Raw genomic sequence first — 12,368 nt, forward strand, 5'->3', positions numbered from 1 at the left:
GAGAAGATGTCCCGCAGCCCCGCAACGGGTGCTGCGCGCCCCACCATCGCATGCCCCCCCGCCCCGCCCTCCGGCCCGGTGTCATCCCTGGGTTGATCCTGCTCGCCTGTCTGGGCTGGACCATGACTGGTCCCGCCCAGCCAGCGCACGCTGCTGAGGTGTCGGCGAAGGCCGCGCTATTGGAGAGGCTGTGCACGCAGCCACAGCAGCCTGCGATCGACACACCGAAGACGATCCGGATGAACGCACCCGCCTGCGTCTGCCTGCAACGCTTGCTTTCCTTTTCCCTTCCCCGCTGTTCCTGTTGAACAGGAGTTCCCGATGTCCACCCGTCGCCACACCACGCTGCAACCTCCCGATGCCTATTACACGCAGCTGGCCTGCGCGGCGGACCGCCTGTTCCTGTACTTCGGCCTGATCCTCGGCCTGGCGTCATTGACGCTGGCGGTGTGGTCGGGCCAATGGCTGCCGTTCTACGCCGTCAGCGTTCCCGTGCTTGCGCTGATGACCGTGCAGGTCAAACTGGCTGAGGGCAGCCTGCGCAGCCGGGTAACGGTCGCATTGGCGTTGATGGCGTTGGTTGCCGCCACCATCCAGCAGGCCGGTGGTGCTGCGGAAGCGCACTTTGGCGTGTTCGTCGTACTCGCGTTGCTGCTGTACTACCGCGATTGGGTGCCAGTGCTGGTCGCTGCCGCAGCGATCAGCGTCCATCACATGGTCTTCCATTGGCTGCAGGCACGCGGCCTGCCGGTGCGCGCCTTCGCACAGGGCAGCGGCTTCGACATGGTGCTGCTGCACATCCTGTATGTCGTGGTGGAGGCAGCCTTCATCAGCATGATGGCAGTGCAGCTGCAGCGCCAGGTTCTCGCCCTTGGCGCGGCACCCGCGCGGCTGCGCACGATGCTTGATGCAATTGCCAACGGCGAAGAAATCGACGCCCTCAGCGACGTTCACCGCATCGCGGCCGGTACCCTTGCCGATAGCGTGCTCCAGATGCGCGCCAAGCTCGCACAAAGGCAGCAGCAGGACGCAGCGCTGCATCACGAGAACAGCCAGATCCGCGCCTCGCTCGACGCCTCGCGTACCGGGATGATGATCGCCGACAACGAGCACATCATCCGCTACGTGAACCGCTCGGTCGTGGCCTTGCTGCGCAACCAGCAGGACAGCCTGCGCACGGCCTTCCCCGACTTCAACGTCGACACCCTGGTCGGCAGCAGCATCCACCGCTTCCACGCCAATCCGGCGCGCATCCGCGGCATGCTCGACCAGCTCAGGAAGGTGCACAACGGCCAGATCACCATTGGCCCGGTGCATTTCAGCCAGGTGGTGACGCCGGTATTCAACGCCGACGGCAGCCGCAGCGGCTTCGCGGTGGAGTGGCACGACCGCACCCAGGAACTGGCGCTTGAGAACAGCGTCGCCGGCATCGTCGCCGCCGCCTCGGCCGGTGCTCTCGACCAGCGCCTGCAGGCGGTGAACGAGGCTGGCTTCATCCAGACACTTACCACCGGCATCAACCAGCTGCTGGAGGTGGTTGCAACCACCACCGGCGAACTGCGCACGATGTTGTCGGCGCTGGCTACTGGCGATCTGGATCATCGCGTGCAGGGCGACTATGCCGGCGATTTCGAAGCGATGAAGAACGACGCCAACCTTACTGCTGAACGCCTGACCGGCATTGTTGGCCAGATCAAGCAGTGCTCGCTGGCGATCAACACCGCCGCGCACGAACTGGCGGCGGGCAATGACGATCTTTCGCGCCGTACCGAGCAGCAGGCCGCCAACCTGGAGGAAACCGCCGCTTCGATGGAAGAACTGACCGCCACGGTGCGCGAGAACGCGGCCTCGGCCCGTCAGGCCAACCAGCTGGCCATGGGTGCGGCCGATGTCGCTGCACGCGGTGGCGATGTGGTTGGGCAGGTGGTGTCGACGATGCATGCGATCGAGCTGTCGTCCAAGCGCATTGCCGAGATCATCGGGGTGATCGATGGCATCGCCTTCCAGACCAATATCCTGGCACTGAATGCTGCGGTGGAAGCTGCGCGTGCCGGCGAACAGGGGCGCGGCTTCGTGGTGGTCGCATCGGAAGTGCGCAACCTGGCGCAGCGCTCGGCCACCGCCGCACGCGAGATCAAGGAACTGATCGGCGACTCGATGGGCAAGGTGGATGATGGTGCCGCGTTGGTCGCACAGGCCGGCAGCACCATGAGTGAGATTGTCGGCTCGGTGCAGCAGGTCAGCGACATCGTCGCGCGGATTGCCGCGGCTTCGCAGGAACAATCGGCCGGCATCGAGCAGGTCAACCACACTGTCGTGCAGATGGATGAAACCACCCAGCAGAATGCGGCCTTGGTGGAAGAAGCCAGTGCGGCTGCGCGCTCGATGGAAGCGCAGGCCAGTGCGTTGGCGGAGGCGGTTTCGGTGTTCCGCTATTCGACCGGTGGTGAAGCCGAGGTGATGCGCAGGGTGGGATAAGGTGCTGTTGCTGTTGCTGTTGCTGTTGCTGTTGCTGTTGCTGTTGCTGTTGCTGTTGCTGTTGCTGTTGCTGCAGTAGGAGTAGGAGTAGGAACAAGATCAGACGCAGATACTAAAGCAGGAGCAAAGGCACCCCTCCCTGGCCCTCCCCTTGCCTACGGCAAAGGGAGGGGAAGGATCATGCACTTGGTGGCTATCTAGACACCTGCAGCACCCGCTCTTCCCCCTCCCTTTGCCGCAGGCAAGGGGAGGGTTGGGGAGGGGTGCTTTTTGCTTTTTGCTTTTTGCTTTTTGCTTTTTGCTTTTTGCTTTTTGCTTTTTGCTTTTGGCTTTTTGCTTTTTGCTTTTGGCTTTTGGCTTTTGGCTTTTGGCTGCTGCTTTAGCTGTTGCTTTAGCTGTTGCTTTAGCTGTTGCTTTAGCCCTTCTCCCGCTTGCGGGAGAAGGGTTGGGATGAGGGGAAGCTTTTGATCTTGTCGGCAAGGCCCAGCCGAGCATGGCTCGGCACTACAGTGGCCTTTACCGCTTGCGGGGTAAGAGGGGCAGCTTGCGAAACACAGGTTCGCTGCCCATCGAACGCCCTTGCGCCAGCGCAAGGGCCGGGGCGCGGAGCGAGGGTTGGGATGAGGGGACGCTTTTGATCTTGCCGGTAAGGCCCTGCCGAGCATGGCTCGGCACTACAGTCGTCTGCTTTGGCTTTACGCTCGAGGAGCGAGGGGAAGGATTTTGACGTTGCTTCGGCTTCAGCCCTGCGCCCGCAGCAGTTGATGCAAGGTGCTCTTCAACCTGCGGCCTTCCTCACGCAGGTAATCGCGCTCATCGCGCCACTCAGGAAAACGCGCTTCCACTTCTGCCCAGAATGCCGGCGAGTGGTTGGCCTGCAACAAGTGACACAGCTCGTGCACCAGCACGTACTCGAACGCCGACGGCCGCGCCAATACCAAGGCCAGGTCCAAGGCCATCGAACCATCCGGCGCCAATGATCCCCACTGCGAGGACATCACCTTTGGCCGCAGCCGTGAGGGTGCACGTGCCAGGCCCGGCAGATAGCGCGGCAGCCACTGGCCGACATCGGCGCGCACCTGCACTTCATAGAACTCTCGCAGCGCGCGCCGCAACGCCGGCTCCCCAGCGCGTGCCGGCAGCTGGATCGTCACCACACCCGCATCAACCTCGATGCGGGTGAACCGACCTTCCCGCCATTGCACCGGCAACAACTCGCCGCGCAGGGGCAGCACGCCGGGCTCACGCAGACGCAGTGCGGGCGCGAGCAAGCCATCGCCCCCCAGCCGAGCCAACTGCTGCTGCAACCACTGCCGGTTGGCCTGCAGGAAACGTTCGCCGGAAACCAGACTCGCCCGCAGTGGCATGGTCAGCCGCGCACCACGTTCGTCCACGCTGAGTTTGAGCCGGCGTGCACGCGGATCACGCACGCGCAGCACTTCGATCTCGGCATCGTCCAGGCGCAGGCGCACCGTGTCGCGCTGGATCACCGGCGCGGCGGGGGTCATCAGACGGCGAAGCAGGCTAACCATGGTCCCAGCATAGTCCCTACCCGGTTACGAAACCGGGTAGGTCAGCAACGGGTTCAGCTATCAGCCTTGCTCAGCTTGAATGCCTGCTCCAACAGCAGGAACAGTCGACGGATTTCACCGCTCTGCAGGGCGAAGCGGGCATCCAGTTCTGCGCGACGGCCTTCCTCGTCGATGTGCTCGAGCTGGTCCAGCGCGCCATCGAGGAATTTCAGCTTGCGCACGATCAGGTCGTCGCCGAGCACGAAGGACAGGTTGTCCTCGAAGATCAGCGCCAGCTTGGTGACCTGCTTGCCGGCATCCAGGTGCTTGTCGATCTCGTCGCAGCGCAGTTCCTGATGCTGGCACTTGACCACCGCGCCCCCCTCGGCCGGGTCCTTCATCTCGCATTCTTCGCCCAGACTCAGGCCTTCGGGCAGCGGCTCGCCGGCGATCCACGCAGTCAGGATGGCGCGCGGTGCGACTTCGGCGTTCAGCGGCATCGCCGGGAAGCTGCCGAGCATGCCGCGGATGTCGCTCATCACGTTCTCGCCGGTCTTGCGGCTGGAACTGTCGACGGCGACATAACCGTGCTGCAGGTCGAGGAAGGCATCGGTACGCGAGCTCTTGACGAAGGCGCGCGGCAGCAACTCGTGCAGCAGGTCGTCCTTCAGGCGCTTGCGCTCACGCCCACCGGGTTTGCGACCTTCCTTCTCTTCGATCTCTTCCAGCTTGCGCTGCAGCAGGTCGTTGACCACCACGCTGGGCAGGATCTTGTCTTCACCGCCGACGGTCAGCCACAGCGCATCGCCGATGCGGTGCGAGAACTGGATCTTTTCTTCACGGCCGAACGGCGAGATGAAGCCGCGCGAGGTCATTTCCAGCGCGCCGACCGGCTTGAGCACCACCTGCGGCAGCAGCGTGTCGACGTCGGAGAAATCAATGGAGGTTGGGAAACGGAACAGCGTGAGGTTCTTGAAAAACATGGATGTCCTATTTCGTATTCATGGTTCAGGGGCATGCTTCTCCTCGCAGGAAAAGCTGCTCCGAAGAGCGTGCCGCCGGTGGAGCCGGGGGATGGATGAGGTGATGTGTTGTGCCTGGTTTCAGTTCACCCTAGCACCGCCACCCTCATCCCAACCCTTCTCCCGGCGGGAGAAGGGCTTCTTGATCTTGTTGTTTGTCGCCGCCTGCAAGCCAAGCCTGTGGATCGGCCGCCGGCGCCTGTTCATTGCGACCCAGCGCCATGAAGTCGAACAGTTTGGGATCGGCCAGCTGCGAGGGACGGATGTCGCCCAGCGCGCGGGATATCTGCTCGATGCGGCCGGGCGTGTCCTTTTCCCACTGCTTCATCATCAGGCCAACCTGCTTGCGCTGCAGGTTTTCCTGGCTGCCGCACAGGTTGCACGGAATGATCGGGAACTGGCGGGTGTTGGCGTATTCGATGATGTCCGCTTCGCGCACATAGGCCAGCGGGCGGATCACCACATGCTTGCCGTCATCGCTGCGCAGCTTGGGCGGCATGCCGGAAATCTTGGAGTGGTGGAACAGGTTCATGAAGAACGTGGCCACCATGTCATCGCGGTGGTGGCCCAGCGCGATCTTGGTGAAGCCATTGGCTTCGGCGTAGGTGTACAGCGAGCCACGGCGCATGCGCGAGCACAGCGAACACATGGTCTTGCCTTCCGGGATCACCCGGCTCACCACCGAATAGGTGTCCTGTTCGATGATGTGGTACGGCACGCCGATCGAGGCCAGGTACTCGGGCAACACATGTTCCGGGAAACCCGGCTGCTTCTGGTCCAGGTTCACCGCCACCAGCTCGAACGGCACCGGCGCCTTTTTCTGCAGCTGTAACAGGATGTCCAGCAAGGTATAGCTGTCCTTGCCGCCGGACAGGCAGACCATCACCTTGTCGCCGGCCTCGATCATGCCGAAGTCGGCAATGGCCTGGCCTACCTGGTGACGCAGGCGTTTGCCGAGTTTCTGGTATTCACGTTCGGCCACGTGCGGATCACGGGCCCGCGGGGCGGGATCGGGCAGGGAAATGACAGCGCTCATGCGCCCATTCTACCGGGTCGGCAGCGTCCCTCACGCGGCAAGCGGCAACGTGTATGCTCAATCCCCGTGGAGACCATGACCCCCGAGCAGATCAGCCAACGCATCGCCGTCCTGCGGGCCGAACACCGCAGTCTGGACGAAGACATCTCGCGCCTGGCCGCCAACCCGGACGACGACCTGGAGTCCAAGCGGCTGAAGAAGCGCAAGCTGCAGCTGCGCGACTGCATCACCAAGCTGGAAAGCATGCTGATCCCGAACGAGCCAGCCTGAACGGGGCGTAGTGCCGAGCCATCCTCGGCAGGGGCTCTCCAATACAACCCATCAACCCCATAGGGATTGTGGGAGCGGCGTAAGCCGCGAAGCCGGCAGCGTTGAAGTTGCCGGCATGCGTGCTACCTGATTGAGCAGTGGCTTCGCGGCTTACGCCGCTCCCACAAGACCAATCGGTAGTGCCGAGCCATGCTCGGCAGAGGCTGTACCGGTCGAGCCCCAGCGGAGCATGGCTCCGCTCTACAGTGTCTCCAATCAAACTACTGGCGGCACTTCCGGCTTCGCCGCTTCCGGGCTCACACGCTCGATGGTGTGGCGCAGTTCGCGGCCGAGGATGAACTTGGCGTCCTTGGCCCAGGCATCCAGACGTTCGTCGAACAGCAGCTTGCTGTTCTGGTCCGGCCAGACCAGGCGCAGTTCACGCATCTTCTGGATGAAACCGCGGAACAGCGACTTGTCGAAGAACTCCGGTGCGGCCGGTGCATACAACAGGCTCAGGCGTTGCGCGGCCTGTTGGCACAGGCTTTCCAGCTCACCGGCACCCAGGGTGCCGGGGCCGTTCTTCACCAGCACCGAGATGGCGATGTAATAGCGCTCGAATGCCTGTTGCAGCGAGTGGCCGATCGCGCGCAGGCGGAATACTTCGTCGGTCTGGCCGGTGCTGCGCGCGAGCATGCCGCCATCGTCCTCGCCCACATGCTGGAGCAGGCCTTCGCGCACGAAGACGTCGATGGTCTGGTCGATGCGCGCGGCGAACTCGTCCTCGCTCCAGGGCAGGAACAACTCTTCCTGCAGGAACGGGTAAAGCCCGCGGCCCAGGCGCAGCAGACCGCCACGGCTCATGCGGCGGTTGTTCTGGAAGCAGCACGCCACCCACGACGAGGCGGTGAACAGGTGGATCACGTTGTTGCGGAAGTAGCTCAGCAACACCGCGGTATCGCCGCTGACGCTGAGCACGTCGCCCAGCGGGTGCTTGGTGCGGGTGAGGACGTTGATTTCCTCGGCGTGGGCAATGATGCGCTCGGGCGAATGCGGGGTGACCGTGACCCGGTCCGAGTACGGCATTTCCACAAGCAGCTTCTTGCTCAACTCGATCTGCGCGATCAGGTCGGCCTCGCCCATCGCATGCTTGGGCGTGGACAGCAGCGCCAGCGCCAGCAGGTTGATCGGGTTGACGTCGGCGGCAGCGTTGACGTGGACGTTGATGTTCTGCGCGAGCGTGTCGACGGTCTTCATCAACCACGCTGGCTTCTCATCCTCGGGCACCGGCTGGCCATCCCACTCCGGGGCATTCACCGCCAGCACGTCGTTCAATGCGATCGGCTCGCCGAAGTTCACCACCACCTGGCCGTAGTTCTGCTTGAGCACCTTGGGAATGCCCCACAGCAGCGCCCAGATCGATTCCTTTTCCTTCGGCCGGCCGGACAGCTCGTCCAGGTAGCTGTTGCCTTCCATCAGCTTCTCGTAGCCGATGTAGATGGGCTGGAACAGCACCGGCTTGCGCGGCTGGCGTAGGTAGGCACGCAGGGTCATGGAGATGACGCCGCCCTTGGGCTGCAGCAGGCGGCCGGTGCGCGAACGCCCGCCTTCGACGAAGTACTCGATCGAGTAGCCGCCCGATACCAGCTGCGCCATGTATTCGGAGAATACCGCCGAGTACAGCGGATTGCCGCGGAAGCTGCGCCGCGCGAAGAACGCACCGCCCTTGCGCAACAAGGTGCCGACCACCGGCAGGTTGAGGTTGATGCCGGCAAAGATGTGCGGCGGCACGATGCCGCGGTCATACAGCAGGTAGCTCAGCAGCAGGTAGTCCATGTGGCTGCGGTGGCTGGGCACGTAGACGATTTCGTGGCCAGGCGCGGCTTCCTTGAACTTGTCCAGGTGGTGCACCAGCACGCCCGCGTAGATGCGGTTCCAGACGTGGCTGAGCATGAAGCTGGCCGAGCGCACCACCGGGGTGGAATAGTCGGCGGCGATTTCCCAGGCGTAGCCCTGCGCCTTCTTCCAGGCGTCGGTGGTCTTGGAGTTGTCGCGCTTGGCCTGCACGGCGATGGCTTCGCGCACCGAATCGGATTCCAGCACCTTGTCCACCAGCAGGCGACGGGTGGACAGATCCGGGCCGATGATCGATTCGCGGATGCGGCGGAAGTGGGTGCGCAGCACGCGCTGCAGCTTGCGGACGGTGCGCTCCGGCTCCAGGCCTTCGTCGACGGTGCCGCGCAGCGAGACCGGCGGGGCGAAGCGGACGATGGTGTCGCGGCCATTGAGCAGGATCGCCAGCAGGCGGCGGAAGCGGCCGACCAGCGCCCAGTTTTCCGAGAACAGCACCGCGAACCAGCCGCTCTGCTTGTCCGGGGCGCGGCCGACGAAGATCGACACCGGCACCAGGTGCACGTCCAGGCCCGGATTGGCGCGGTGCGCCTGCAGCAGCTTGGCCAGCGAATCGGAATGGGTCTTGGCGCCGCGCTGCTCGGGGATCAGCGCGCTGTTGCTAGAACGCCGCGACAGCGCCACGTAGGCGCGCTTGCGCCCGGTGGGGTCACCGGCCAGCGGCACCAGCGGCGACGGCAGGCCGGCATCACGGCAGGCCTTGTCCAGGATGAGTGCGTTGGACAGACCGTAGTCCTCCAGCACGTATACGACCGGACGGCCGTCGTTGTATTCGCCAGGCTGCTCGGGCTCGATCTTCAGGCCCAGCCAGGGCTCGATCAGCTTGCCCAGCAGACGTGCCCACCACGGGCGACGCGCGGCGCGGGCCGCAAGCGACGGACGCGCGGAAGCGCCCGGCACGATGGCAGCGGGAGTGGCGGGCGTCGCGTTGGCGTCGTCCGGCGGCAGCAGTTCACCCTGATCGGGCTGGGATTTCTGTTTCGACATCGGCGCCATTATGGCTTAGCCGCCGCTGCCGCGTTGTCTGCAGTTTGCAGGTCGGGATTTCCGGCCGGCTGCAGGGCCTCGGCCTTGGCCTGTTCGGCCGCGCGCGCGGCCGCCAGCACCGCGTCCACATCGCTGAGCGTGCGTGCCAGGTACCAACGCTTGTCGCGCCTCACCAGCGCCACTTCAAGGTCCAGCTCCTTGCCTGCGAGCGGGTACTGCACGCGAACGGTGGCACGGTCGCCGTCCTGCGAGACCAGGCCGGTGCGCATCTGCTCAACGCTTTCATCCAGTTTCAGGCCATACGCAGCCAGCACCTGCTTGCTGGCCGCTGCGAACGGACCGAGTTTCTGCAAGGTGCCGGTCATGCCGGCCTGCTGGAAGGCCTGCTCATCGGCCAGGCCGGAGGCACGGGCGGCGGCAGTGAGGGTGGCAATCGAGGTCTGTGCCAGTTTCGGATCCGACAGTGGTGCGGCCTGCGCCCAATCGCTGAGTGCGGTAACCAGCTGCACGTAGTGCGCACGTTCGGCTGCGTTGTAGTCACCTTGGTGGCTGATGTACTGCACACCGAACAGGCCCAGCGAATGCGCGGCCTGCCGCACGGCCGCGCTCTGGCCTTCCAACTGCGCCTTGAAGGCGCGCTGCAGCGTGCGCTCGGCATCCTTCTCCGACAGCGTTGCCAGCAGTACTGGCAGTTTTTCGTCCAAGGGCAGCTCGGTCAGCGGCCAGCGGCTATGGCCCTGCGCCCAGGCCGCTTCCAGTTCGGCGTACTGGGCAGGTGGCACGGCGGCGCGGGCATAGCCGACCAGGTCGTTGTTGCGCAGGTACTGGGTCAGCTGGCGCACCGCCGCGGCTGGCTCGGTGGCGGCGCCGGGCAAGGGCTCGGCGTTGCGCTTGCAGGCCGCCAACAGGGCTACCAGGCAGACCGAGGCCAGGATGATGGTGTGGCAACTGCGTAGTGAACGGCGTTGCATGGCGGCGGCGATCCTCCCGTAGGCCAAGCATCTTGATGCCTGCCCGGTGACAGCGGCAAGCACGGCCGTCACGGTGGAGCGGAGAGTCGGGATTGGGGTTCGGTGATGGCTGACAGCAGGAGCGCCCCTCCCCAGCCCTCCCCTTGCCTGCGACAAAAGGAGGGGGCGCATGGCTGGTTCGATGGCTTCATGCACAGGGCCGGGTCTGCTCTCCGGCTGCCACGCAACAAAGCGGCGAACGCAGTTGCTCTCAACGAATCCCCAGATCCCGGCATAAAAAAAGAGGCCGCCCCGTTGCCGGTGACAGACCTCCTCAAACCGGTGCGGGACCGGTAGACATGTTTGACGCATCGCCGGCAGAGCCGGACGAGACGTAGCCTACCCGCCCGATTCAGTTAAAGCAACACTTTATAAACAACCGTGTAAGTTGTTGATTTATTTGATTGATTCAACAATTTCACGCTGAATAGCCAGCGCCGTGGCGCGCGGGTCGGCAGCCAGACGGATCGGCCGCCCGACGACAATGGCATCGGCGCCATCGGCAAAGGCCTGAGCCACGCCCACGGTGCGTTGCTGGTCGTCGCCGACCGGGCCGCCGGGACGGATACCGGGGCAGACGATGGAGAAACCCTGACCAGTCGCAGCGCGGATTGGCGCAGCTTCCTGGCCGGAAGCGATAACGCCGTCGATGCCGGCACGCTGCGCGGCCAGCGCGCGCTCCACCACCACGTCCACCGGTTCACGGTCGATGCCCATCTGCGCCAGGTCCGGACGCCCCATCGAGGTCAGCACGGTCACCGCCAGCAGGCGCATCTCCGAGCTGTTGGCTGCTGCAGCGGCCTCCATCATGCCCGGGTGCCAACCGTGGATGGTGCAGTAGCTCACCGGCCACTGCGACAGGCGTTTGATCACGCCGGCAATGGTGGCCGGGATGTCGAAGAACTTCAGATCGACGAACACGCGCTTGTCGCGCTTGGCCAATTCGTCGAGCACGTCGAAGTACTCGCCCGAGGCCAGCAGTTCCATGCCGATCTTGTAGAACGACACGGCATCGCCAAGCTTGTCCACCCATTCGATGGCTTCGGTTTTGCCGGGCACGTCGAGTGCGAAGATCAGGCGCTCGTCGTTACGCAGCGGCAGCGGTGCGCGGCTCATCGGGCCACCTCCAGCGCTTCGCGCTTTGCCCCGTTGCGCAGGTCCGCCGGCAACGACCAGGCATTATTGATCGCCGCACCTTCCCAACCACCGTAGGTGGGGTTGGACAGGATCCACCAGCGCGAGCCGATCCAGCCCTGGTACTTGTCCAGCAGCAGATCGCGCGCAGCCAGGCTGTTGTCCTCGACCTGCAGGAAATCGGTGAACTGGTCGCCCACCTGCATCAACACGCGGTAGTTCTGCGCCACCAGCTGGCGGCGGCAACCCTTCTCGCTGCCGTGTTCGGTGCAGCCCGGCACCGGCGTGCCCAGGCCCAGATAGACACTGTCATCGGCGACCGGGAAGCCAACCGCGCGCAGGTTGGCGATGGTCGCGTCCTTCATCGCCGCGGTGCGGTTGCTGATGTAGATCATGGTCACGCCCTTGGCGGCGGCGGCCTGCGCGAACTGCACTGCGCCGGGCACCGGCTGCGCCTTGCGCTCATCCACCCAGGCTTCCCAGGTCGCGTCGTTGTAGCTGCTGCCGTCGCGCACCAAGCGCGCCTGATACGGCGAGTTGTCCAGCACGGTTTCATCCACATCCACCACCACCGCCGGCTTCAGCTTGGCCGACTGGTGCTTGCCGCCTTCTTCCGGCAGCAGCGCGGTCCAGCTGCCATCGGCAAGCGCCGCGTCGAGCTGTGCAGCGGCCAGCCTCCAGGTCTGCAGCGCGCTGGCCCGGTACTCCTGCGAACGCTGCACCCACAGCACGGCATTGAGGTTGTCATTGGGCGCATTGGCCGGAGCCTCGACGGCATCGGCCGGGGACGGCGAAACGCGGCTCAGCGGCGCGGTCGTGCTACAGGCAGCCAGCGACAGCACGGCGCCGGCCAGCAGGGTCAGGGCGGGGAATCGGGACATGGGAACTACCGGGAATCTTTGAAAACCGCGCAAGTTTACCGGCTTGAGGGGCTAAACCGGGCTAAACCGGGGTCAGAGTGGGGGTTCGGTACGAAACCCCCCGCGGGACCCCGGGGTTGCCCGGGCCGCCGGGTGGGCCCGCCGCGCGG

10 protein-coding genes are annotated in these 12,368 nt (G+C 64.6%); 3 read left to right on the forward strand and 7 right to left on the reverse strand.

The genetic code is table 11. The annotated features are described in order from the left end of the window. The first annotated feature begins 321 nt into the window (after positions 1-321). Both AC13FW_RS04975 and AC13FW_RS04980 read left to right on the forward strand, forming a co-directional pair. Positions 322-2,478 carry a methyl-accepting chemotaxis protein gene (locus AC13FW_RS04975; protein WP_482988388.1) on the forward strand — a complete coding sequence of 719 codons (2,157 nt, stop codon included), beginning with the start codon at positions 322-324 and terminating at the stop codon, positions 2,476-2,478. A 277-nt stretch (positions 2,479-2,755) separates the two neighbouring features. Then, on the forward strand, positions 2,756-2,932 hold the full coding sequence (locus AC13FW_RS04980; protein ID WP_482988389.1) for a hypothetical protein: 177 nt from the start codon (positions 2,756-2,758) through the stop codon (positions 2,930-2,932). Positions 2,933-3,218: 286 nt separating this feature from the next. Here the strand turns inward: AC13FW_RS04980 and AC13FW_RS04985 are convergent, their stop codons facing one another. From AC13FW_RS04985 to ttcA, 3 genes are all read right to left on the reverse strand, one after another. Beyond that, positions 3,219-4,010, reverse strand: a complete 792-nt coding sequence (locus AC13FW_RS04985) for a M48 family metallopeptidase (protein ID WP_482988390.1) — start codon at positions 4,008-4,010, stop codon at positions 3,219-3,221. A 53-nt stretch (positions 4,011-4,063) separates the two neighbouring features. Beyond that, positions 4,064-4,972 carry a recombination-associated protein RdgC gene (locus AC13FW_RS04990; RefSeq protein ID WP_282269426.1) on the reverse strand — a complete coding sequence of 303 codons (909 nt, stop codon included), beginning with the start codon at positions 4,970-4,972 and terminating at the stop codon, positions 4,064-4,066. A 145-nt stretch (positions 4,973-5,117) separates the two neighbouring features. Then, positions 5,118-6,047 (reverse strand): tRNA 2-thiocytidine(32) synthetase TtcA, encoded by a 930-nt coding sequence (ttcA, locus tag AC13FW_RS04995; RefSeq protein WP_482988391.1) that lies wholly within the window; start codon positions 6,045-6,047, stop codon positions 5,118-5,120. A 75-nt stretch (positions 6,048-6,122) separates the two neighbouring features. Between ttcA and AC13FW_RS05000 the strand changes: the two genes are divergently transcribed. Continuing rightward, a complete protein-coding gene (locus tag AC13FW_RS05000; protein WP_481614790.1) occupies positions 6,123-6,317 on the forward strand; it encodes a YdcH family protein in 195 nt (64 codons plus the stop codon). Between the two features lie 255 nt (positions 6,318-6,572). On the opposite strand, the gene plsB is transcribed toward AC13FW_RS05000, so the two are convergent. From plsB to AC13FW_RS05020, 4 genes are all read right to left on the reverse strand, one after another. Then, a complete protein-coding gene (plsB, locus tag AC13FW_RS05005; RefSeq protein ID WP_482988392.1) occupies positions 6,573-9,203 on the reverse strand; it encodes a glycerol-3-phosphate 1-O-acyltransferase PlsB in 2,631 nt (876 codons plus the stop codon). Next, complete coding sequence (locus tag AC13FW_RS05010) at positions 9,203-10,165, reverse strand: hypothetical protein (protein WP_482988393.1); 963 nt, start codon at positions 10,163-10,165, stop codon at positions 9,203-9,205. Before AC13FW_RS05010 ends, plsB begins: the two co-directional genes overlap by 1 nt. A 435-nt stretch (positions 10,166-10,600) precedes the next feature. Continuing rightward, positions 10,601-11,320, reverse strand: a complete 720-nt coding sequence (gene pyrF / locus AC13FW_RS05015; protein WP_482988394.1) for an orotidine-5'-phosphate decarboxylase — start codon at positions 11,318-11,320, stop codon at positions 10,601-10,603. Further along, entirely contained in the window at positions 11,317-12,219 is a 903-nt protein-coding gene (locus tag AC13FW_RS05020; RefSeq protein ID WP_482988395.1) for a 5'-nucleotidase, lipoprotein e(P4) family, read from the reverse strand. Before AC13FW_RS05020 ends, pyrF begins: the two co-directional genes overlap by 4 nt. Between the last annotated feature and the right edge of the window lie 149 nt (positions 12,220-12,368).

Source organism: Stenotrophomonas sp. 21LCFQ19 (assembly GCF_056861425.1).